The organism is Fervidicella metallireducens AeB, from assembly GCF_000601455.1.
GTDB lineage: Bacteria > Bacillota > Clostridia > Clostridiales > Caloramatoraceae > Fervidicella > Fervidicella metallireducens.
On sequence record NZ_AZQP01000010.1, the window covers coordinates 1 to 22,512 of the forward strand.

General features: G+C 31.4%; 23 protein-coding genes, 1 tRNA gene and 1 pseudogene. 6 read left to right on the top strand and 19 right to left on the bottom strand.

The window, feature by feature from the left end; translation table 11 throughout:
• The 3 genes from Q428_RS04500 to Q428_RS04510 all read right to left on the bottom strand — a co-directional run.
• Positions 1–524, bottom strand: a 524-nt coding sequence (locus tag Q428_RS04500; RefSeq protein WP_035378615.1) for a hypothetical protein, incomplete at its 3' end; no start/stop codon positions are given.
• 72 nt (positions 525–596) lie between these two features.
• A complete protein-coding gene (locus Q428_RS04505; RefSeq protein WP_035378616.1) occupies positions 597–1,172 on the bottom strand; it encodes a flavin reductase family protein in 576 nt (191 codons plus the stop codon).
• An 84-nt stretch (positions 1,173–1,256) separates the two neighbouring features.
• A complete protein-coding gene (locus Q428_RS04510) occupies positions 1,257–1,955 on the bottom strand; it encodes a zinc dependent phospholipase C family protein (protein WP_035378617.1) in 699 nt (232 codons plus the stop codon).
• 423 nt (positions 1,956–2,378) lie between these two features.
• Here Q428_RS04510 and Q428_RS04515 point away from each other — a divergent pair, with 423 nt between their 5' ends.
• Positions 2,379–3,494, top strand: coding sequence for an aminopeptidase (locus Q428_RS04515; protein WP_035378619.1), 1,116 nt, complete (start codon positions 2,379–2,381; stop codon positions 3,492–3,494).
• A gap of 114 nt (positions 3,495–3,608) precedes the next feature.
• On the opposite strand, the gene Q428_RS04520 is transcribed toward Q428_RS04515, so the two are convergent.
• The 6 genes from Q428_RS04520 to leuS all read right to left on the bottom strand — a co-directional run bounded on the left by Q428_RS04520 (position 3,609) and on the right by leuS (position 9,505).
• Complete coding sequence (locus tag Q428_RS04520; protein ID WP_051514928.1) at positions 3,609–4,286, bottom strand: ABC-2 transporter permease; 678 nt, start codon at positions 4,284–4,286, stop codon at positions 3,609–3,611.
• 20 nt (positions 4,287–4,306) lie between these two features.
• Entirely contained in the window at positions 4,307–4,978 is a 672-nt protein-coding gene (locus Q428_RS04525; RefSeq protein ID WP_035378621.1) for an ABC-2 transporter permease, read from the bottom strand.
• Complete coding sequence (locus Q428_RS04530) at positions 4,971–5,837, bottom strand: ABC transporter ATP-binding protein (protein ID WP_035378623.1); 867 nt, start codon at positions 5,835–5,837, stop codon at positions 4,971–4,973. The genes Q428_RS04525 and Q428_RS04530 overlap by 8 nt, the downstream gene beginning before the upstream one ends.
• 3 nt (positions 5,838–5,840) lie before the next feature.
• Positions 5,841–6,215: a GntR family transcriptional regulator gene (locus tag Q428_RS04535; RefSeq protein ID WP_035378625.1), complete on the bottom strand. Its 375-nt coding sequence runs from the start codon at positions 6,213–6,215 to the stop codon at positions 5,841–5,843.
• Positions 6,216–6,367: 152 nt separating this feature from the next.
• Positions 6,368–6,880: a hypothetical protein gene (locus tag Q428_RS04540; RefSeq protein ID WP_152539065.1), complete on the bottom strand. Its 513-nt coding sequence runs from the start codon at positions 6,878–6,880 to the stop codon at positions 6,368–6,370.
• A gap of 177 nt (positions 6,881–7,057) precedes the next feature.
• On the bottom strand, positions 7,058–9,505 hold the full coding sequence (leuS, locus tag Q428_RS04545; protein WP_201769249.1) for a leucine--tRNA ligase: 2,448 nt from the start codon (positions 9,503–9,505) through the stop codon (positions 7,058–7,060).
• 303 nt (positions 9,506–9,808) lie between these two features.
• Between leuS and Q428_RS04550 the strand changes: the two genes are divergently transcribed.
• On the top strand, positions 9,809–10,429 hold the full coding sequence (locus Q428_RS04550) for a hypothetical protein (RefSeq protein WP_035378635.1): 621 nt from the start codon (positions 9,809–9,811) through the stop codon (positions 10,427–10,429).
• Between the two features lie 106 nt (positions 10,430–10,535).
• Positions 10,536–12,035 carry a stage V sporulation protein B gene (spoVB, locus tag Q428_RS04555; protein WP_035378636.1) on the top strand — a complete coding sequence of 500 codons (1,500 nt, stop codon included), beginning with the start codon at positions 10,536–10,538 and terminating at the stop codon, positions 12,033–12,035.
• A gap of 239 nt (positions 12,036–12,274) precedes the next feature.
• Here the strand turns inward: spoVB and Q428_RS04560 are convergent, their stop codons facing one another.
• Both Q428_RS04560 and Q428_RS04565 read right to left on the bottom strand, forming a co-directional pair.
• On the bottom strand, positions 12,275–13,165 hold the full coding sequence (locus Q428_RS04560; protein WP_035378638.1) for an RluA family pseudouridine synthase: 891 nt from the start codon (positions 13,163–13,165) through the stop codon (positions 12,275–12,277).
• A 32-nt stretch (positions 13,166–13,197) separates the two neighbouring features.
• Complete coding sequence (locus Q428_RS04565; protein WP_035378640.1) at positions 13,198–14,265, bottom strand: hypothetical protein; 1,068 nt, start codon at positions 14,263–14,265, stop codon at positions 13,198–13,200.
• Positions 14,266–14,440: 175 nt separating this feature from the next.
• On the opposite strand from Q428_RS04565, the gene Q428_RS04570 reads away from it, so the two are divergent.
• Positions 14,441–15,766 carry a short-chain fatty acid transporter gene (locus tag Q428_RS04570; RefSeq protein WP_035378643.1) on the top strand — a complete coding sequence of 442 codons (1,326 nt, stop codon included), beginning with the start codon at positions 14,441–14,443 and terminating at the stop codon, positions 15,764–15,766.
• 35 nt (positions 15,767–15,801) lie between these two features.
• On the opposite strand, the pseudogene Q428_RS04575 reads toward Q428_RS04570, so the two are convergent.
• The 4 genes and pseudogenes from Q428_RS04575 to Q428_RS04580 form a co-directional block, all read right to left on the bottom strand.
• Positions 15,802–16,763 (bottom strand): annotated as a pseudogene (locus Q428_RS04575) (RluA family pseudouridine synthase).
• A gap of 280 nt (positions 16,764–17,043) precedes the next feature.
• The gene (locus Q428_RS16510; protein ID WP_332925429.1) at positions 17,044–17,343 is read right to left on the bottom strand and encodes an iron-sulfur cluster biosynthesis family protein; all 300 of its coding nucleotides are present in this window, start codon (positions 17,341–17,343) and stop codon (positions 17,044–17,046) included.
• A 263-nt stretch (positions 17,344–17,606) separates the two neighbouring features.
• The gene (locus Q428_RS16295; RefSeq protein ID WP_278244868.1) at positions 17,607–17,741 is read right to left on the bottom strand and encodes a hypothetical protein; all 135 of its coding nucleotides are present in this window, start codon (positions 17,739–17,741) and stop codon (positions 17,607–17,609) included.
• A 45-nt stretch (positions 17,742–17,786) separates the two neighbouring features.
• Positions 17,787–18,047, bottom strand: coding sequence for a hypothetical protein (locus tag Q428_RS04580; RefSeq protein WP_035378645.1), 261 nt, complete (start codon positions 18,045–18,047; stop codon positions 17,787–17,789).
• A 234-nt stretch (positions 18,048–18,281) separates the two neighbouring features.
• Between Q428_RS04580 and Q428_RS04585 the strand changes: the two genes are divergently transcribed.
• Positions 18,282–18,623 (top strand): hypothetical protein, encoded by a 342-nt coding sequence (locus tag Q428_RS04585; RefSeq protein ID WP_035378647.1) that lies wholly within the window; start codon positions 18,282–18,284, stop codon positions 18,621–18,623.
• 48 nt (positions 18,624–18,671) lie between these two features.
• Here the strand turns inward: Q428_RS04585 and Q428_RS04590 are convergent.
• Positions 18,672–18,747 (bottom strand) — tRNA-Pro (locus Q428_RS04590).
• A gap of 127 nt (positions 18,748–18,874) precedes the next feature.
• On the opposite strand from Q428_RS04590, the gene Q428_RS04595 reads away from it, so the two are divergent.
• Positions 18,875–19,807: a 3'-5' exoribonuclease YhaM family protein gene (locus Q428_RS04595; RefSeq protein ID WP_035378649.1), complete on the top strand. Its 933-nt coding sequence runs from the start codon at positions 18,875–18,877 to the stop codon at positions 19,805–19,807.
• A gap of 42 nt (positions 19,808–19,849) precedes the next feature.
• Here the strand turns inward: Q428_RS04595 and Q428_RS04600 are convergent, their stop codons facing one another.
• The 3 genes from Q428_RS04600 to Q428_RS04610 all read right to left on the bottom strand — a co-directional run bounded on the left by Q428_RS04600 (position 19,850) and on the right by Q428_RS04610 (position 22,510).
• A complete protein-coding gene (locus Q428_RS04600; RefSeq protein WP_051514930.1) occupies positions 19,850–20,326 on the bottom strand; it encodes a hypothetical protein in 477 nt (158 codons plus the stop codon).
• A 173-nt stretch (positions 20,327–20,499) separates the two neighbouring features.
• Positions 20,500–21,135: a V-type ATP synthase subunit D gene (locus Q428_RS04605; RefSeq protein ID WP_035378651.1), complete on the bottom strand. Its 636-nt coding sequence runs from the start codon at positions 21,133–21,135 to the stop codon at positions 20,500–20,502.
• Positions 21,136–21,139: 4 nt separating this feature from the next.
• On the bottom strand, positions 21,140–22,510 hold the full coding sequence (locus Q428_RS04610; protein ID WP_035378653.1) for a V-type ATP synthase subunit B: 1,371 nt from the start codon (positions 22,508–22,510) through the stop codon (positions 21,140–21,142).
• Between the last annotated feature and the right edge of the window lie 2 nt (positions 22,511–22,512).

Consider the following 22,512-nt stretch of genomic DNA (forward strand, 5'->3'; position numbering starts at 1 on the left):
CATCCCTCCTGAATTTTTTCTCCTTCTATGTAATATATATTCCCACAAATACTGCTGTTAATTATTTTGTAGCCATTCTTTTCAAGATTTAAAACCACGTCATTAAATTTTGATGTAAAGGGATTATAGTATAATTTAAAATCTAACTCCTCAAAATCATTTTCCCCAATCTTTACTCGTATACATAGTTTATTTTGAAATTTAATCCTTGGAAAATAAACATCCCATATAAATATTTTTCCATTATTTTTTAACATCAATCCTATATCTTTAAAAAGTCTTTTAAGCCATATCTTGGGTACCCTATTAAATGAAAAAAAAGCACATACAATATCATATTTATCGTTTTTATTATCTAAACTCTTTCTATTCCACAGAATATAATCCTTATCTATTTTATTATCCAGACCTTCAGTACTGTTTTTTTCTATCAGTTTTGATATTACATTATTTCCACTTTGGGCAACCTCTAGAACATTTCCTTCAAGTTTTATATCACTTAAATTGATATTTATTTTCTTCACCTTACCACCCCACCCATAGCTATATGAATATTATTTCTTTAAATAAAATTAAATTCCTGCAAAAAGCAGGAATTACTTCTTTTTTCTTTTTCTTTTTTCTACTGAGAAACCAAACTTTCCTAATGGTTTTGAAGCTACACAATATTGTCCATGATTATAGCAGATCAAATCAGCCTTATCTAAGTGAAGTTTTCCCTTTTCATCTATAAGCTTTTCTTCCACATTTACAGCAACTACATCTGCTATAAACATATGGTGGCTTCCAAGTTCAATTATTTCCTTTACCCTGCATTCTATTGCAAGGGGAGCTTCTTTTATAATTGGGACAGCTACTATACTGGAGAGTTCTCTTTGAAGTTTTAATTTTTCAAACTTATTAACCTCTCTGCCTGATTTAACTCCACAGAAATCTGCAGCAAAGGCAAGGTCTTTTCCTGGAACATTTATTACAAACTCACCAGATTTTTTTATTAATTCGTAGGAATATCTTTCAGGCCTTAATGAAATAGATACCATTGGGGGATTAGTACAAATTGTACCTGCCCATGAAACTGTAATTATATTTTCTTTGTCTTCATATTTAGATGAAACCATAACAGCAGGGACAGGATATAACATTGTTCCTGGTTTCCATGTAACTTTCGACATAAAATCACCTCTAGTTGATTATATATCCTTTTACTAGCACATTAAAGTTTTTTCTATCCTATTGTTTGTTTTTTTGTTTTTCATCTATTTTTTTATATCCTTATAAAATTTCAAAAACATACCTGCTGTTGTTTTTTGAGCCTGTGAAAGTGTAGCCAATGTTATGTTATAAAATCTTGTATGTATGTTTTTTTCTGCTGCGTTTTTCCCATAGGCTTCAATGGCTTTTTTGCTGTTTAAATCTATATACTGTGGAATTGACTCTAAATATATCCCATCGTTAATTACCTTGAATGCTTCATGATGTTTATATGCCTTAATAACCCATAGTTCATATTTTCTGTGATGATTCAGAAGCTTGACATTCACATGCTGTGGAACAGTCATATCCTGTACCAAGTGACATGCAGCTCCAAAATAAAACATAGCTTTTTTTATATCTCCTGAATTATATTTGCTTAAAGCTTTTGTATAATAGTTAATACATTCTTTTTTTGCATTACTGCAGCCATAAAGCCCCTTTTCCTCATCTGGATTGTAGAAATGGTTACTGCTTTTAAAATCCTGATCAGCCCAGACGACACCCTTATTAATATCCTCAATATAGCTGGAAAGGAAATTATATGCCAGTAAATATTTATCATTCTTTAATATATCCAGGGATTGATTATTGATAAATTTGTGGACCTCACACTCTGTTTTGATTATTTTCTTCTTAATAGGATTAATTGCCCATAACATCTTTCTGAAAATCATTGAATAAGAATTTTCAATAAAACTCATATTATCATCCTCTAAAAATTATTTTAAAATTATTTTAATCATAATTTCATCAATTATCCATGGCAAAAACACAAAGAATGACACTTGCATTTGTTTATTTTCATAAAAAAAAGGCCACCTGAAAGGTGGCTGCCACAAGATAATTATATGTTAAAAAACCTTACGTAATCAATAACACTTTACTATTTTAGCTATATTTCGACAAAATGTAAAGGGGTAATATCAAATAATTTTTATAAAAAAACAAATAATTTTTTGTAATAATATAAATCCTTAATTCAGTACATAACTAAGTACTATATTATCTAATATGCCCATATGTTTGTAAAATATTCGTCATATGAATAAAAATTATTAGATAAACACAATAATAAAATGATATAATGTATGTGCTTTAAAATTACACTGAGGGGGTACATAAAAATGATTGATCCAAGAATAAGTGTTTTAGCTAAAAATTTAATTAACTATTCATGCAGAATTAAACCTGGTGAAAAAGTTTTAATTGAAACAATAGGACTTGAAACACCTCTTGTAAAGGAATTAGTGAAAGAAACTTATCTTGCAGGTGGAATTCCATTTGTTACAATAAAGGATAAGTCCGTTGACAGAGCTCTTCTTATGGGTGCTACTGAAGAGCAGATGAAGATGATGGCAAAATATGAAGCTGAAAGAATGAATGACATGGATGCATATATTGGAATTCGTTCAGGGGACAATGCTTCTGAAACATCAGATGTTCCAAGTGAAAAAATGGAGCTTTACTTTAAATATTTTTGGAATGATGTTCATGGTAAAATCAGAGTTCCTAAAACTAAGTGGGTTGTTTTAAGATATCCTTCACCTTCAATGGCTCAGCTTGCTAATACAAGTACAGAAGCCTTTGAGGATTATTATTTCAACGTATGTAACCTTGATTATTCAAAGATGTCAAGGGCTATGGATTCACTTGTTGAATTAATGAATAAAACTGACAAAGTTAGAATCACTGGTGTTGGTACAGACCTTACTTTCTCCATCAAAGGAATAGATACAGTAAAATGTGATGGTAAGATGAATATTCCTGATGGTGAAGTTTATACAGCACCTGTTAAAGACTCAGTAAATGGATATATTACATATAATACTCCTGCTGTATACCAAGGATTTACATTTGAAAACATCAGACTTGAGTTTAAAGATGGAAAAATCATTAATGCTACTGCAAACGATACTGAAAGAATTAACAAGGTATTTGATACAGATGAAGGTGCAAGATACGTAGGTGAGTTTGCAATAGGCGTAAACCCATATATAACAAAGCCAATGAAAGATACACTATTCGATGAGAAAATAGCAGGTTCAATACACTTTACTCCTGGAAGTTCATATGATGATGCTTTCAATGGAAATAAATCAGCTGTTCACTGGGATTTAGTATTTATTCAGACTCCAGAGTTCGGTGGAGGAGAAATCTATTTTGACGATGTTTTAATAAGAAAAGATGGTCTTTTCGTTATTCCAGAACTTGAATGTCTAAATCCAGAAAACCTTAAGTAATTAATCTGCTTAAAAATTGGTTTTAGTTTAGCCTCATGAAGGATTCAAACCTTTGAAGTCCATTCATGGGGCTATTTTAAAATCATTTTATATGTTTATCCAGTTTGTTGACATTTAAAAATCTCTCTTTTTATAAAATGATATTGATATACACAACGATATATATATAAATAAAGCTATCACCAGCAGGGAAACAGATGCAAGTATGAAATCTGGAGTTCTGTTTAAGAAACTTATTAATTTTATTGCAATTTCTTCAAATTGCTGCTGAGTATATATTCTCTTTAATAATGCAATTATTGCAGTTGGGATAGTTCCTATCCCAAAAAATACAATGAATATAATAAGTCTTGATTTTAAATATCCTAGTTTAAAATATACCGGGAAGAAAATAGATATCATGATTGAAATTGATATAAACACTGTTATTATATATTCTTTTTGGAAATAAAAATCATCATTTATAAATCCCATATTTTTAAATATATACAATAATCCTATTGAAAGGAAAAATGTTGCAACTGAAAATATTAGACTGGAAAGATACTTTGCAGTTACTATTTGATGCCTTCTAATTGGCAGACTATTTAACACTAACTCACTTTTATTTTTATCATCATATCCACAGGAATGTGATATAAATTGAAATGTACATATTATACACCCCATTATAGCTGCCTGCTGTATTCCCATGCTGTTTCCGAAAGATGGAACGAAAATAAGTGCCACTATTAAAATACTAATTAAATTTTTCTTTTGTATTAAAATATCTTTCATTACAAGGTTTAACAATTTCTCTCCCCCCAACAATATTAAAAATTTTTCTCTGAATAGTTTCTAATTGAAATAAAAACTGATATCACCGTAAAAGCAATTATGAAAGCAAGTAACATTGATTGCTGAGTAATATCCCATTTATTAAGTGTCATTTCAAACAAAAATTTCAGGTTACTGATGCCTTCCATATTCTTAAATAAAAAATCAAAAAAAGATGGTAAAAAAACTACAGTAAGGTATACAATGGTATTAATATATCTTGTCTTTGAATAGCTTATTTTGAAATATATGGGATAAAAAAAAGAGAATGCTAAAAACGTGGATTGGAAAACATATAGAATGCTTTTTAAGTCTACCACGTAGTTACCCAAGTTAAATCCTATTATGCTTAATATCCTTCCTGTAATCAGCATCATAGAAATTCCAATTACGTTGTAAATCACCAAGGATATATATTTTGCTAGTACAATCTCCTTTCTACGCAGTGGTAAGCTGTTTAGTATCCAATGACAGTTATTTTTTTCATCATATTCAATACTGTATGTTGCAAAAATATACGCAATACTTACAGCACCAAATATAAACTTTCCATTTTCCTGTGGAAAGGTATTGGTTTTAAAAATTAAAAATACAAATAAACTATATACAAATCCTATAAATAGGCTTTTCTTTTGTATTAAAATATCTTTAAGTATCAAGTTAAGCATTAACCCCACTCCTTACTGTATAAATCATTATTTCTTCAAGGGTTGGCTTTTCAATTAAAATATTATCCCTGAAAATCTTTTTCATTTTCTCTGGTTTATCCGTAAGAGCTTCAAAACCATAGCTATTCTCCCTTATTCCTAAAAACTCTTTTCTCGTGTCTCTATCTAAAAGCTCTCTTCCTCCCTTTACAATGGCATATGTTTCTATTATTTCGTCCTTTGGCTTGGAAAAGATTATTTCTCCATTATTTATAAAGGTTATATAATCTGCTATTTTTTCTAAATCTGTTGTTATATGAGTTGAGAAAAATACACCCATTTTTTCATCTTGCATAACAGACTGAAGTATTTCAAGTATTTCACTCCTGAAAACTGGATCCAAGCCTGATGTTGGCTCATCCATTATAATAAGTTCTGCCTTATGTGATAATGCAACAGCTAAAGAGAACTTCATTTTCATTCCCTTTGAAAGCTCTTTTATTTTTTTCTTAGGATTTAAATCAAATAGATTCATATATCTTTCGAAGGTTTTGTTATCCCAATTTTTGTAAAAAGGGGCTATTATCCTTTTCATTTCATTAACCGTCAATTCTTCATAATAATAGTTTTCATCATATACGAAACCTATTTTTTCTTTAACCTGTTTTTCATACTTTAAATTATCCATTCCAAATATTTTTATTTCACCTGCGTCCTTTTTTACTAGATTCATAATAAGCTTAATTGTTGTACTTTTTCCCGCACCATTGGGGCCAATAAAGCCCATTATATAGCCTTTTTCAAGGGTGAAGTTTACATTTTTCAGTTTAAATTCCCTATAACTTTTACACAAATTCTTAATTTCCATGATGTTATCCATTTTTTATACCTCCTCATAAATCAGTTTTAACATTTCTTCTAATTCAGAAAGACTTAGCCCAATAACCTTACTCTCTAAAACTACTTCAGAAAGTTTGTCTTCAATCATCTTTATCCTTTTTTCCTTTATTAGGCCATTATTTTGACCGGAAACATATGAGCCTTTACCTGGAACTGTTACTATAAACCCTTCTCTCTCAAGTTCTTCGTAAGCTCTCTTAGTAGTTATAACACTAATCTGTAGCTCCTGGGCCAGACTTCGTATTGAAGGTAACGAATCTCCCTCAGTAATTTCCCCCTTTAAAATTGAATTTTTTATTTGCTTGACTATCTGTTCATATATTGGTTCCTGTGATAAGTTAGAAATTATTATCCTCATATAAATCTCCTCTGCCTATATACTGTATATATAGTATATACTGTATATATACTATATATACAGTATATACCCTTTTAAATTATGATGTCAATATGAAATTATTTTTCATTTCAAATCAACAATAAAGAAAAAAGTCCTGATTTTCAGGACTTTTAATACATAGATAATTCTTCTGAACATTTACCCATAAACTTAAATATTTTATAAATCACATAAATAGCAAAAGCAATCAGGCATATTAAAAATAAAACTAAAACTACTGGTATAAACATTAAAATTATAGCAATAAGGGGCAGGAAACATAATATTAAATAATACCTCCAACATTCATCTGATTCATTAATCAAATAATCTTTGTTTTGAACTGAAGCCATTTGGTTTATTCCCTGGAAAATATTGTACACTAAAATCAAATCTACAATTAAGGCTATTAATCCAATTACAAATATTACAGGGTTACCAAAATTATAATTATTCCCCATATTATTGGTCTTTTGATAAAATGTAAATAGGGAAAATACTATCATTGCGATTGATAAATTTTTTGCCTTATCGAAGAATTCACTTTGAGATACTAGATAACCTAAAGAATTAAAAAATATGATATAGCCTATAAAATCCGGCAGCAGGTCAAAACCAGCTATTCTAAAATCTAACATTATCATTAAAAATCCCCACTTAAAGTTATTAAAAACATTATTCAAAATACTGTTTCCCCTTTCTTTAATATTATATATTTATTATATACCAGCCTCCATTTTATTTCCATATATTTCATTTTATTGCTTAAAATAAACAAAAGGCATCACTATTTAAATGTGATACCTTTAAAAAACATCTGATTATTTAACAACAATATTTATTATTCTTCCCTTAATAACTATAACCTTTTTTATCTCCTTGCCATTTATATATTCTTTTACTTTTTTATCTTCAAGTGCAATCTTTTCTATCTCTTTTTCATCTGCTGTTGATGGTACTTCAACCTTACCTCTTACTTTACCATTAATCTGAACTGCCATTTCAACTATATCCTTAACTAAAGCTGCCTCATCAAAAGCTGGCCAGCTTTCATTAAATATTGAGTAGCTATAGCCAAGTCTTTCCCATAATTCCTCAGAAAGATGTGGCGCAAATGGTGCTAGAAGCCTTAAAAGATCAGCAATTATGCCTTCCATGTATTTAACATTCTTAAGCTCCGTTTCCTGATCATATTTATATAGGGCATTTACTAATTCCATCATTCTTGATACTGATGTATTAAATTGGAATTTTTCTGTATCTTCACTTACTGCCTTTATAGCATAGTGACGTGCATAATTCAATTCCTTTTCATCTTTTCTTATCTCATCAGTGGAACTTTCTTTTCTTAATTCTATCACCCTATCCACTATTCTTTCTACTCTACCAACAAATCTATCTATTGCCTTTATACCATCATCACTCCATGGACCACCCTCTGTATAGGCAAATCCAAAGGCAAGATATAATCTAAACACGTCTGAGCCATATTCTGCAATATATTCATCTGGTGATACTATATTTCCCTTTGATTTACTCATTCTATTTCCATCAGGACCTAGGATTATTCCTTGATGAACTAAGGATTTAAATGGTTCATCAAAACTCAAATGTCCTGCATCTCTAAGTGCCTTTGTTATAAATCTTGCATATAGAAGATGCATTGCAGCATGTTCTGGTCCACCTATATATTTATCAACAGGAAGCATCTTGTTTATCCATTCTGTATCAAATGCTTTTTCATTGTTTTTATTATCTGGATATCTTAAATAATACCATGATGAACATACAAATGTATCCAATGTATCTGGATCCCTTAATGCCTTAGCTCCACATTTTGGACACGTTGTATTCATGAAGCCTTCATGTTTTTTAAGTGGTGATTCTCCATCTGGTGAAAATTCAACATCATATGGAAGTAACACAGGAAGATCCTTTTCAGGAACAGGAACTATTCCACAATGTTCACAATGAATAACTGGTATTGGTGCTCCCCAATATCTTTGTCTTGATACAAGCCAATCCCTTAATCTGTAATTAACTTTCAGTTCTCCCTTACTTTCACCTTCCAGTTTCTTTACTATGTTAACCCTTGCATCAGCTGAAGACATTCCATCGAATTCTCCACTGTTTACAAGAATTCCATACTCTGTGTATGGAAGTTCATCTACTTGTCCTTCCTCTCCCTTTATAACTCTTTTTATTGGAAGATTATATTTAGTTGCAAATTCAAAATCCCTTTCATCATGTGCTGGAACAGCCATTACACATCCTGTTCCATATGTTGCAAGTACATAGTCTGCAATCCATACTGGAACCTTTTCACCTGTTATTGGATGTATAGCATATGCTCCGGTAAAGACGCCTGTTTTTTCTCTTGTTGTTGAAAGTCTATCTATCTCTGTTTGTTTTTTTGCAAACTCCTTATATTCTTCTACTGCCTTTCTATTTTCATCAGTAGTTATCTTATCAACCAATTCATTTTCTGGTGCCAGTACTACATATGTCACACCAAGTAATGTGTCGGCACGGGTTGTAAATACCCTGAAGCTTAAATCTTTATTCTCAATTTTAAACTCTATTTCTGCTCCTTCGCTTCTTCCAATCCAATTTGTCTGTATTTTTTTAGTTTTTTCCGGCCAATCTAATTCCTCTAATTTATCTAAAAGTTCCTGAGCATATTCTGTTATTTTAAAGAACCATTGAGTAAGGTTTTTCTTAGTTACTTCAGTTCCACATCTTTCACATGCGCCATCTACAACCTGTTCATTTGCAAGAACTGTCTGGCAGCTTGGGCACCAGTTTACTGGAGCCTCCTTCCTATATGCCAGTCCTGATTTGTATAGCTCAAGAAAAATCCACTGAGTCCATTTATAGTATTCTGGTGAACATGTTATAACTTCATGATCCCACTCAAACATGGCTCCCATTTCTCTAAGTTGTCTCTCCATGGTTTCAATATTTTGATATGTAGAATCCTGTGGATGAACTCCAGTTTTAATTGCATAGTTCTCTGCTGGAAGTCCAAAGGCATCAAATCCCATAGGCTGGAATATCTCAAATCCCTGCATTCTTTTCATTCTTGCCCAAGTATCACTTAGACCATAATTATACCAATGTCCTAAATGCAGCTTAGCTCCTGATGGATATGAAAACATTTCTAGACAATAAAGTTTTTTATCGATATTTTGTGGGTTAAATTTATATAATTTCGTTTCTTCCCACTTCTTTTGCCATTTTCTATCTACTTCTGTTGAGTATGGCATGATATCACTCCCTTTATAGAATTTTATTTTACGCAGCTTACACTACAATAATCCAGCTTATTTAATTACCCTACTCAATACTCCGCTAAAATATATATAATTGTATTTTATTAGAAAATATATATAATTACAATAACATTATAAAATATAAGAAATAAAACAATATTATTTTTTTAACTGTTAATTATTTCAAAAATTTTATTATATATTTTATGTAATTATTCCATGTAATTATTGTAATTTTCTGTATTTTATGTCATAATAACAGTGGAATGAAAAATATAAAGATAAAGCGAGGGTCTTTATATGAGTATTAAGAAAATCATTCCATTGCTTCTGATATTTTTCTTTGCATATCCAAAGCTACCCTGTTATTCACAAAACAAAAACAACAGGTCAGCTGATACGGTAAAGACATCTGCTAAAGATACCTTAATTAAAGATTTAAGCAAAATGGGTACGTTAAAGGATGAAGAACTGCTTTTAAATATAACAGCAATTGAAATCGATGAAATTAAAAATGTGCCTGAGATCAGGCTTTATGTTGAGTTTAATTGGAATACAGATCCTTTTTGGACCCTTGAAGATATAATAAACGTATCTTTACCAGATGGCTGGATTGTAAAGGATGCCTCTCTTGAGGTCACACATCTGTTTAGCAATGGAACTACCAAAACTAAGACATACACTGATTATCAGATAAATGATAACACACTCCTCTTTGAATTTGATATTCAAAAAGCCACTGATATTTACGGCTATGCGATAATAAAACTTTCCTGCAATGATATTAAGTTGCTACAGGAAAATAAAATATCAAGTGCAAGGGTAGATTATTATCACAAGGTACGTGAATATCTAATTCGTACAGGCTATTGCTCACTGAGTAAAACTGTAAATTGGAAAAATTCAGATTTGTTGCATTAACAGCAGCCGAAATTTCGGTTGCTGTTTTTCTTTGAGAGAATTTTTTTTGCATAGTATTGTTTGTAAACCCATATTAATTATAAGAACAAATTTTACAGGGTGATTTATGAAACGCTCCGCATTTTTTGAAAAAACTGTGCTCTTAACCATTTCCAACATAATTACAGGTATTTTAACCTTTGTTTTCTCAATAATTTTATCCAGAGAGATTGGACCTAAAGGAGTAGGAATATATCAGTTAGTAATGCCTTTATACAATATGTGTCTTTTTATTACCAGCGGCGGAATTACTATATCTGTATCCAAAATAGCTGCTGAAAAAAAAGCACTTGGAAAATTCAACGAGCTATACAAAACTGTATTCGTAACCTGTATCTTTGAATTTATCTGGTCAATTTTATTTACAGCTGTATTAATTTTGATTTCAAAATTTATAGCTTTTAATATAATAGCTGATGAGAGAACATTATATAGCATCTTAGCATTTTGTCCTGCCCTTATAATAGTTTCTATTTCATCAGTATACAAGGGAGTATATTATGGTTTACAAAAGGTAACTGAACCTGCCATTATAGATATAGCTGAAAAGATATGCAGGATTACTGTAATGTACTTATTAGTGAGGGTAATATCGGATATGAATTTAGGGCTATCCGCAGCCTCTGCTGTCCTATCTCTAAGCTGCGGTGAGTTTTTAAGCTGTATATTATTTTATTTCTGTTATAGAAGCTATGTAAAGAGAAACCCTGGTTCAGGGAAATCAGATAATGGCGTTCAACTTGTATTTAATGTTTTAAAACTTGCTTTACCCCTTGCTTTAAATGGAATTTTAACAACTATTTTCAGTACTGTAATAGCTGTTATGATACCAAGAAGACTAAGCTCCTCAGGAATATCATATGAAAATGCTCTTTCTTTATTTGGTAAGCTTCAAGGAATGGCTCTGAATATTGTTTTTTTCCCAGCAATCATTGTTAATTCTCTAAATGTAATACTTATTCCTTCTATATCAGAGGCAGTATCATTTAAAAAAAGCTATATAATTAATCATAGAATAAATATAGCTGTACGTACAGCAGCAATTGCGGGTTTTTCTACCAGTGCCCTGCTATTAGCAATCCCCCATGAAGTCGGTCAGCTTTTCTTTAGGGACTCTACAGTAGGCGATTTAATTAAGATGTTATCTCCAGGAATTCCACTGGTATATATAGAACTGATTTCTTTTGCTTTACTTAATGGACTTGGAAAGCAAACCCGACTTTTGATAAATTCCATAATCATTTCCTCCTGTGATTTGGTACTGCTGTATATTTTGCTAGGCATACCAAAAGTTAGCATATACGGGTATGCTATCAATTTTGTGATAAGCAGTATTGTTGGTATTTTTTTAAACTATACAATCATTTTTAAAAACTGTAATGTTAAGCTTCAATTGTTTTCAGCCATATTACTTCCAGCTCTTTCTTCTGTTGTAGTATATTTAATTAACAAATATTTATTAATAAATGTTTTCAACACTGGTATAATAATTATTTTATCTTATTTATTGTTTGCCTTTTTATATTTCCCACTTTATAAACTATCAAAAGAAAAAAGTAGTATATAATGTATATCAATTTTCTATTTCTGATGAACTTATTAAAAAAGAACTTTTGAAACCACTACATAAAGTGACTTCAAAAGTTCTTATTTTAATATCATTAACCAACATAAAAAAACAAAAGAAGTGCAAGCGCTAGCGGCCTTGGCCACTTTTTCTCAACGAGCTAACCTGCACCTCCCTTATACACTTATTATATGAATAATTTTTAATATTCACAACATATATTAATGAATTTTTTTCTACTATTTATCGATATTTTCCATCAAATTTTTTATATCTTCAGGTATATCAGCTACAACCTCTATTTCTCTTTCATCCCTGAGGTCTTTAAATTTTAATTTGTAAGCATGAAGTGCCTGTCTGCCTATTTTATCACTGGCTGCACCGTAAAGAGTATCTCCTATTATTGGATGTCCAATATGACTTAGATGCACCCTTATCTGGTGTGTTCTTCCAGTTTCAAGGCGTATTAATACCTTAGACATTTCCTCTGATGAAGAAAGTACCTGATAATGTGTCACTGCCTTCTGTCCGTTATCCATTACCTCTCTTTTTATTGAATCTGGTGATGGTCTATCAATAGGTAAATCTATGGTACCACTGCCTGTCATCATTCCTTCTACAACAGCAATATAATATTTTTCAATAGAATTTGAATCTAATTTTTTAGCCATAGCTTGATGAGCAAATTGACTTTTAGCGATTACAACAAGCCCTGATGTATCTCTATCTAGCCTGTTTATAAGTCTTACAATACAGTTTTGGCTGGTTTTTCTAAAGTAATGCATAACTGCATTTGCAAGTGTGCCATTTGGATGTCCCTTAGTGGGATGTACAACCATAAAAGGGGGTTTGTTAACAATTAGTAAATCCATATCCTCATATACTATCTCAACTGGAATATCCTCAGGTTCTATATCCTGGGAATCCTGAGTTTCTAAAATTATATCAATTACATCCCCTTCCTGTAGCTCTGTGGAGTTCTTTGCTTTTTTCCCATTAACTGTAACATATCCACCTAATACTAGCTTGCGTGTCAACCTTGTTGACATGTTAAGTTCAAACTTCAAAAAGTTTACAACCTTTACTCCTGCCTGTTCTTTCTTTATCTTGTGTGTTATTTTGTTTTGCATTCTTCTTCTCCTTCTCAACAGTATTATAGACTTTAGTCAGTAAATTTTCCTCCTGAAAGCTGCTCTGCAAAATAGATGACATCCTTTAATACAGCTTCATCACCTTGTAATGTTATAAAAACTCCATTTTGATACCATCTTAAAGTTATTTTTTCTTTAAATTTATTAACCTGACATGGTACCTTTCCAAGGTAACCATTTCCTATTATTTTATCATCCACTATTTTTTCAGTTAAATATATTCTATATCCGTTTTTAAAATAAATGCAATAAAAATATGGATTTGATACTGGAGGGATTACAGCTATTTCTGATGGTATAAATCCATCAGGAATCTTATCGGTCAATATCAGCTTAAATTTAAGATATTTCTGTGCCTCTTTATAACTATCCACAAATTTCGTGATAACTCCATCATAAACTATTTCTGCATCTGGAAGAGAAGAAATGCTGAACATAGCTGGATTTATTGGTTTATTTATCTTGTAGTAAACATAGGTTGTTTTGGATACAACGGTATTATCGATAAAATATTCTTCCTTTAGTGGTAAAACAAGTTCTTCTACATCTGTTATCCATAATTTATGCATATAGTTATGTCCATCCATTTTGGTTTTAATGCCTATTACTTCAATTCTTTTATTGTCCTTCTCCTCATACCCAAAGAACTCATATTCACCACTATTCAGTATTTTAGACATCTTACTTTCAATTTCTGTTATGTATGGTTTATCTGGCGGAAAACATTCCTTAATCACAATACGCTTTTTACTTTCATCATAGCTGAAAAATCTATCGTTGTTATAAATTTCCGTTAACTTGTATTCCCCAACACTTTCAATTCTCAGTTTATCTGGGTATGCATAAACTATGTTTTTCTTTATCACCTCTTTACCATCTCCATATCCATAGCTCTCTCTGATTTCCTGATACTCTATTGAAGTTATGTTTTTTACATCAGCATTAATCTTCATGCTACTAATAGTTTCTTTTTCATAATAGGATAAACCAATATTATACCAATAGTTAACCCCCATTACACCTACCAAAATTATCACAATTAAAGAACCTATCTTTTTATAGAATTCCTTATTTTGCATATCATCAACTCCGAAATTTCTTTGTATATTATATTACTGAAAAATCCATAATTTTCTTAAATACAATCTTTATTTGTAGATTTTTTCTATTTTCTTTATAAATCTTATTTTTCCTTTTAAATCAATTATTTGTATATTTGTAATTATCTGATAAAATTAAATTGGGGGTGTTAATATGTTTAAAAAATTAACCAGAGGATGCGTTAATCTTGTGGAAAAGTATCTTCCTGACGCATTCATATTTGCTATTTTTTTAACAATTATAGTTTTCCTTCTTGCCCTTATTAATACCGGAAAAGCTCCATTAGATCTTGTTGGATTCTGGGGAAAAGGTTTTTGGGGACTGCTAAGCTTTTCAATGCAAATGATACTTGTTTTAATAACTGGACATGCATTGGCTCAGGCAAGTATTTTCAAAAATCTACTTAAAAAAATCGCTTCAATTGCAAAAACTCCAGTCCAAGCTATTTTACTTGTTACATTTGTTTCAGCTATATGCTGCTGGTTAAATTGGGGATTTGGTCTCGTTATAGGAGCACTATTAGCAAAGGAATTAGCTAGACAAGTAAGAGGTCTCGATTACAGACTATTAATTGCCAGTGCATATTCAGGTTTCCTTGTTTGGCACGGTGGTTTATCAGGTTCAATTCCATTAAAGGTTGTTGAGGCAAACGGAGGCTTAAAGGGAGTAACTTTTCCTGCAATACCTGTAAGTCAAACGCTTTTCTCATCTACTAACTTAACTATTTCAATAATTTTAATACTTACACTACCTCTTATAAACATGTTTATGATGCCCAAAAAAGAGGACGTTATTGAATTTATACCAGAGGAAGATGGCGAATTAGCAGCTTCAGCAGAAACCCAAATTATTAAAATTCCAACAGCTGCACAGAAGTTAGAAAATAGCATGTTTATGTCATTAATTATATCCATTTTAGGCTTCGCCTATATTATTAAATATTTTATAAATGGCGGAAGCTTATCCCTTGATTCAATAAATATGATTTTTTTATTCACTGGTATTTTGTTACATAAAACTCCATTAAATTACGTAAAAGCCATTGAAAATTCCATTAAAGGTGCCGGTGGTATAGCACTTCAATTTCCATTCTATGGAGGTATAATGGGAATAATGGTTGATTCTGGACTTGCTGCAAATATTGCAAACTGGTTCGTTAATGTTTCTTCTATCAGATCATTTCCAGTTTACACATTTTTAAGTGCAGGACTTGTAAATCTATTCATTCCTTCTGGAGGAGGTCAATGGGCAGCTCAGGGTCCTATAGTTATGGATGCAGCTCAAAAATTGGGAGTTCCACTTGGTAAAGCTGCTATGGCTTTAGCCTGGGGAGACGCTTGGACAAACATGATACAGCCATTCTGGGCACTTCCTATCCTTGGTCTTGCAAAACTAGGTGCAAGGGATATCATGGGCTATTGTTTAATGGATTTAATATACTCAGGTATTGTAATAGCTCTAATAATGTATTTAGTTTAGTTAAAATAAAAGAATCGGAGACTGGTCCGATTCTTTTATATTTTAAATAAATCCTTTTTTATTTTTTTAAACTGAGAAGGCAGGGGCATTGTAATTGTTTTATTTTCCAGATATTTTATTTTTTCTGGACATTTTTTAAACACAAGCTTATATGCAACTAGAAGCTGATTTTCCAGCCCATATTTATTGACAAAAAAACTGTTAGCCTTTTTATCTCCATATTTTGGATCACCTAATATAGGATTACCCATTTCAGCAAGGTGTGCCCTTATTTGATGGCTTCTTCCGGTTATCAGCTCTATGTCTATATGTGAAAAGATTCCTATACTTTCATTATTTATTACCCTTGTGATTATTTCCTTGCTATCCCTTACCTTGTTTTCAAAAACCCTTACTTTATTTGTTCTATGGTCCTTATATATATATGCCCTGTATGTACCGTCCTGAATTCTTCCCTTTACTATAGTGGTATAATACTTTTCTAAATTTCCTTCTCTTATACACTGATTAACTGCTCTAAGGCTTTCATAATTTTTTGCAAATATCACAAGACCTTCCGTATTTCTATCAAGTCTGTTACATGGAGATGGAGCAAAGGTCTTTTCATTATTGGGATCATACTCAAGTTTATCATACAAATATGCCATAACCTGATCTGTTAATGTATATTCTTTACCTTCATCTGGGTGCACTAACACATCAGAGGCTTTTTCCACTACAAGGATATTTTCATCTTCATATGCTATCTGAAAATTATATTCAATATTCAAAAAATCCAAATCCTTCGTCTTTGTGACATCATCAATTTTTATGTTAAATTTAACTATATCCCCTTCGTTTAATACATACTTTTCACTTGCTTTTTTAGAATTTACAGTTATTTCTTTTTTTCTAATCGCCTTATATATTCCACTTAAGGCATATCTTTAAGGTATTTCCTTAAAAATTTATCAAATCTTTGTCCTGCTTCATTAGAGGTTATAACTATTTCCTTCATTTTTACACCTACCTTCAAATTTTGTTAAAGGTTCATCAACTTATTATTATATATAATATCCTTTGTAGTCAACCTTTATTTAGTATTCCCACTCATTTCTGATTTTGCCATACATCATTTGCAGGTGAAAATTGCAAAAATAGGTGATATAGAAAAATCCGTAAACCTAATGAAGCTAAATTCCTGTAGATTACAGTTAACCATTAGATTACGGATTTAAATTACTTAGGATTTTAAATAAAATTTTCTTTTAATAGCTTTAGTCATGTAAATTTTTAATTTAACAAGAACATCCTCTACTATATAATGGATCTACTACCAGTCTCTTTCCAAAGATAGAGCTTCTATAATCTATCTGGAATCCCTTGGTATATGCTGAAAGCTCTTTATCAAATAAAATCTTTAAACCTTCAACCTCATAAACGTTATCTGTATCCTTTGCCTCATCCAGAGACAATCCAAAACTTGGGCCGCCTCAGCCAATTCCTGCAATATAAATTCTGACTCCAGACTTCTCATTTTCTTCAGAAAGTTTTTGCTTTAGAAATTCAACAGCACTTTCTGTGATCTTAATTTCCATGTCTTTCCCTCCTTATACTATATGGGTATATTATACTATCTAACTTTAATCTTTTCAATAATAATTAATTTATATGGTTATTTTCCCACCAACAATATTTTATAATTCACTTCTATCCCGAAAATTACACAAAAAAAAGAAAAACGCCCATATAAACATGGAACGTCTTTCCACCCATAGCGGAGATTAATTTAATTATAATATAAATACTGAACAATTGGAAGTATAATCTTGTGAATTTACAGAATATTGTATTTAATTTTTTATTCTATTTTGTTTCCCTCAAAATCTTCATACCTTTTTGGCGTTTGTTTATTATTTTTTATATCCTTTGGTCTATTCATGTCATTACGTTTATTTTCCCTGTTGGCAGCTTTATGCCTTTTATTCTCTGTCATTTTCATACCTCCCTGCTCTAATCTGTTTTATATCAGCTAAATTACTTATAATTTTTTAAAATTCTCGTCAAAGTCAATTCTTTTTCCCATAGTCATCAGTGCAGGTCCAATTCCTCCAATTGCAGAATATCTTTCTAATTCTTTAGGAAAAGTAACCCTCGATGATTCTTCATAGTTCATCTGTATGAATTTGTCTTCTGGCAGTATGGATATTGGATTTACAAAATCCGGATTAACTACCTCTGTGTTTTTATCCTGAGTCAAATCTCTACCATTCATATATCTGTTGAAACTTTTTTCTTCCACATAAATCACCCCAACATAAGTATCTGCCAAAAGTCAGATCAATATACAATAAAAAAACACTAATATAAGCCTTTATAATTTTTACATTAGTATTATTTCATTATTTGAATATAATTCTATACGTTTGTTTATTTTTCTTGAACTTAATTAAATTTTCTTTTATATTATATATATAAACTTTATAAGGTGTTTGATCATAGATACAGTTCTAATTTTAAAAGGAGAGTTTATATCTTGAACAATGAAGAAAAAATATTACAAATGCTAACTCAATTAACCAATAATGTTAATAATATTATGAGTACTGTTGATAATCTCTCAACTACCGTTGATAATCTAGATAAAAGACATGCTGCTGTTGAAAATTCTCAGGCTCTTATTCAATCAGATATAACAGAAATTAAAGAAAAGGTTACTGCTGTTTACAATCAGACTGCTGATCTTACTGAATTCCGTACTGAAAGTAAAAATAGTTTTGCTGCACTTTCAAAAGACGTAAAGTTTGTCAAACATAAACTTCATAAAACTGAGGAAGATGTATTTGATATAAAAGATTATTTAAAAATCGTAAAATAAGGCTGTTACATTAGCGGTTTTCAAATGCTAATGTGACAGCCCCTTTTATGGTCTGAGTGGCGAGACTTGAACTCGCGGCCCCTAGAACCCCATTCTAGTACGCTACCAACTGCGCCACACCCAGATAATCTTCAAAATATATTATACTACCTTTCGTAATTTTTTCAAGGGGAAATATGTCTAAATCAACGTGCATTAAATTCCTAATTTATGTATAATATAGTATGGTATTATTTTTATGAGGTGATTTTATGCTAAACTTAAAAACAAACGATAGAATAGAGAATCAACCAGTCATTGTAAGACAGATTTCAAAAAAAATCAATCAAAATGGTAAAGAGTATTATAGCCTTCAAATAAGTTACGGTATTAAAAACTATGATGCAAAGATTTGGAATAGTAATATAGGTGTATCAGAAGAAATCATACCAGGGTCTGTTGTTAACATCTGGGGTGTTGTCAGAGAATTTAAAGGTAATTTACAGATTCACATTGATAAAATCCTTCACATTTCAAACCCATCAAGTGATTTGCTTGAAAAAATCACTCCTTCCTGCAGCCTTGAAGAGGATAAGTTAGCTAAGAGGCTTGCGGAAATAATAGGAACAATAAAAAATGAATATCTTAATCAATTGCTAAATAATATATTTTCCTCACCAGATATCAAAGAAGCTTTTTATAAAAAAGCTGCCGGTGTAGAAATACATCACGCATATACTGGTGGACTGGCACAGCACACCATAGAAGTTGCTGAAACCGTTATACAGCTTTGTAAAATTTATAACTATATCGATTACGATATGGCAGTTGCAGGTGCTTTACTTCATGATATAGGAAAAATTGTTGAGTTATCAAATTTCCCAGAAAATAAATACACAACCCTTGGAAGACTATTAGGACATATAAATATCGGGACACAGATAATAGAAAAATATACTTCACAAATTAATAAATTCCCTGAAGACGTTAAACTTGAACTTCAGCACTGTATACTATCCCACCATGGTTCATTGGAAACAGGTTCTCCTGTTCTTCCCATGACCTTAGAAGCATTGGTTATTCATAATGCTGATAAAACAAGTGCTGAACTTAATGGATTCTATCTGGCTATCCAAAGAGACGTTAAAAATGATGATTGGACTGATTACAATAATACTTTTAAAAGATATATAAAAAAGTCATGAATTATATTGCCTGAAAGTATATAAAGGATGGAAGACCATCCTTTATATCGTTTTGGGCTCATTCTCTGTATATACTCTTTTGCTTTCTCTTGCACCAGTTAAAATTTTTTCCTTTAAAATTCCAATTATCTGATTCAACTCGTTAAAGATTTCTGGACTTACATTGTAGTACAAAAATAAATCTTCAAAATTTCTTACTACATTTAAAATCTCCGTACTGATGTTGATAAACTTCTCCAATTTACCGCTTTTAACTGCATTTTTAAATAAATCAATATCAATCTTAATAACGTTTATAACATCGTTTACATCATCAAAAACCCCTGCAGGCATGGGGTAGGGTTTTATCCTCTGCAGATAAAATTTATTTTTAGCATTTATATTATATCCATAACTTATTTCATAACCTTCTATATTGAATTTTACAAAACACTGAAGGCCGTTATAGTAAACAATATCTGCATCTAACTCACTCAACTTTTCTATTCCCATTATTTCCTTATCAGGAGAATTACTCATAAGGACAACCCCTTTTATTGAATCTATATATTTTTATATATTATTCTCATTTATTTACATCTTAAACCTTATAAATGTTTTATTTACAAAAAACCCATAAATCTAAATCAATATATTGATTATAGACTTATGGGTTAATTTACTATATTCATCAGCGTGTTGCCGTGAACAAATTATGCCTTCACCATTTTTTTCTTTATACGTTTTTTCTTTACAACTTTAAGTCTGAAAAAATCTTCCCTATCCTTTTCTTCCAGTGAATCTTGAATATATTTTACCATTTCGCTATACTTTGGTATCTGTATATTCTGCATTGCATTTGCCCTTTTCTGTGTTTTTTTGATTTCAACTGCAAGTTTATATACTGAATTCTCAACCTCGGCTAATTCTATAATTAAGAATTTAATCTCCCAAAATCTTTTAAATGCCACATCCATCGAGGCATTTGTCTGATAAAAACTATAACTGGGAACTGCTTCATATTTTTTATATTTTATCTTAGGTATTTCAACCCCCATAACGCTTTTATATAGAATATCAAAATGTCCATTTTCCGGAAGAGACCATGCAATATCTTCAACACTTGCAATCCCCATGGTCATGTTTGCCATCATAAGAGCCTCATAGGCTTCTTTAAAAGTTGTGTTAATCTTATTCTGTATTTCCTTAGCTCTATCTAAGAGCCCCATCATTTCCCTTATCAATACGTTTCTTTTTTTATCTAAAAGTTCATATCCTCTTTGGGAAAATTCCAGGGTAGCCTTTGCAGCCATTAAATTTGCCTTAGTAGGGGCTATGTTTATATCCATTTAATCACCCCCTGTAATATTTTTTCAACATTTCTGGGGCAATTCTGTCTAATTCTCCCTGAGGAAGGATGGATAAAACCTCCCAGGCTAAATTTAGTGTTTCCTCTATATCCCTGTTTTCATCAAAACCTTGATTTAAAAATCTATACTCAAACTCCCTTCCAAATTCCAAATATTTTTTATCGATATCTGAAAGCTCATCCTCCCCAATAACCTGTGCAAGGGCAATAACCTCCTGTACCTTTGAATAGCAGGAAAACATTTGGTTTGCAATATCCGGGTGGTCTTCTCTTGTATATCCTTCTCCTATACCGTCCTTCATGAGCCTTGATAATGAAGGTAAAATATTTATAGGTGGATATATGTTTCTTTGATAAATGTCCCTATTCAGTACAATCTGTCCTTCTGTTATATAACCTGTTAAATCAGGTATAGGATGGGTAATATCATCATTTGGCATAGTCAATATTGGTATCTGGGTTATTGAACCACTGGCTCCCTCCATCATCCCTGCCCTTTCATAAAGGCTTGCTAAATCCGAATACAGATATCCCGGATATCCCTTTCTTCCTGGGACTTCCTCCCTTGCTGATGAAATTTCCCTTAAAGCTTCACAATAACTTGTCATATCCGTCATAACAACCAGAATATGCATATTTTCCTCAAAGGCAAGATATTCTGCTGCAGTTAAGGCACACCTTGGGGTAATAATCCTTTCCACAACTGGGTCATCTGCAAGATTTAAAAACATTACTACCCTGTCAAGTACACCTGACTCTTCAAATATCCTTAAGAAGTAGTGGGCATCATCATGCTTGACACCCATAGCCGCAAAAACAATTGCAAAGTCACTGTTTTGACTACTTGAAATCTTTGCCTGTTTAACTATCTGGGCAGCTAAATTATTGTGAGGAAGTCCATTTCCTGAGAAAACAGGAAGTTTCTGCCCCCTTATCAATGTTGTTAAAAAATCGATTGCCGATATACCAGTTTGAATATAATCCCTTGGATATTTTCTTGCTACTGGATTAATTGGTCTTCCATTTACATCACGCTTTATTTTACTGTAAATATCTCCACCATCATCAATTGGTTCTCCAATACCATTAAATACCCTTCCCATTATTTCTTTAGATAAGCTTATCTCCAAAGGCTTACCTGTAAATTTAACAGATATATCTTTTACTGACAAGCCTGCTGTATTTTCAAAAACCTGCACAACAGCTTTATCTTCATAAATCTGTACAACCTTTCCATGTTTTATCTGCTCTCCACATTTTATCTCTACAATTTCATCATAGGATGCATTTTCAACTCCTGATAATACAATCAAAGGTCCCTCTATTTTCTGGAGTTCCAAATATTCCTTAATCATAG

What these genes read in the sequence shown, in the direction of transcription:
- Q428_RS04505 (WP_035378616.1), bottom strand. Translation starts at nt 1,172, where the DNA reads ATGTCGAAAGTTACATGGAAACCAGGAACAATGTTATATCCTGTCCCT.
- Q428_RS04510 (WP_035378617.1), bottom strand. Translation starts at nt 1,955, where the DNA reads ATGAGTTTTATTGAAAATTCTTATTCAATGATTTTCAGAAAGATGTTA.
- Q428_RS04515 (WP_035378619.1), top strand. Translation starts at nt 2,379, where the DNA reads ATGATTGATCCAAGAATAAGTGTTTTAGCTAAAAATTTAATTAACTAT.
- Q428_RS04525 (WP_035378621.1), bottom strand. Translation starts at nt 4,978, where the DNA reads ATGCTTAACTTGATACTTAAAGATATTTTAATACAAAAGAAAAGCCTA.
- Q428_RS04530 (WP_035378623.1), bottom strand. Translation starts at nt 5,837, where the DNA reads ATGGATAACATCATGGAAATTAAGAATTTGTGTAAAAGTTATAGGGAA.
- Q428_RS04535 (WP_035378625.1), bottom strand. Translation starts at nt 6,215, where the DNA reads ATGAGGATAATAATTTCTAACTTATCACAGGAACCAATATATGAACAG.
- Q428_RS04540 (WP_152539065.1), bottom strand. Translation starts at nt 6,880, where the DNA reads ATGATAATGTTAGATTTTAGAATAGCTGGTTTTGACCTGCTGCCGGAT.
- Q428_RS04550 (WP_035378635.1), top strand. Translation starts at nt 9,809, where the DNA reads ATGAGTATTAAGAAAATCATTCCATTGCTTCTGATATTTTTCTTTGCA.
- spoVB (WP_035378636.1), top strand. Translation starts at nt 10,536, where the DNA reads ATGAAACGCTCCGCATTTTTTGAAAAAACTGTGCTCTTAACCATTTCC.
- Q428_RS04560 (WP_035378638.1), bottom strand. Translation starts at nt 13,165, where the DNA reads ATGCAAAACAAAATAACACACAAGATAAAGAAAGAACAGGCAGGAGTA.
- Q428_RS04565 (WP_035378640.1), bottom strand. Translation starts at nt 14,265, where the DNA reads ATGCAAAATAAGGAATTCTATAAAAAGATAGGTTCTTTAATTGTGATA.
- Q428_RS04570 (WP_035378643.1), top strand. Translation starts at nt 14,441, where the DNA reads ATGTTTAAAAAATTAACCAGAGGATGCGTTAATCTTGTGGAAAAGTAT.
- Q428_RS16295 (WP_278244868.1), bottom strand. Translation starts at nt 17,741, where the DNA reads ATGACAGAGAATAAAAGGCATAAAGCTGCCAACAGGGAAAATAAACGT.
- Q428_RS04595 (WP_035378649.1), top strand. Translation starts at nt 18,875, where the DNA reads ATGCTAAACTTAAAAACAAACGATAGAATAGAGAATCAACCAGTCATT.
- Q428_RS04600 (WP_051514930.1), bottom strand. Translation starts at nt 20,326, where the DNA reads ATGAGTAATTCTCCTGATAAGGAAATAATGGGAATAGAAAAGTTGAGT.
- Q428_RS04605 (WP_035378651.1), bottom strand. Translation starts at nt 21,135, where the DNA reads ATGGATATAAACATAGCCCCTACTAAGGCAAATTTAATGGCTGCAAAG.
- Q428_RS04610 (WP_035378653.1), bottom strand. Translation starts at nt 22,510, where the DNA reads ATGATTAAGGAATATTTGGAACTCCAGAAAATAGAGGGACCTTTGATT.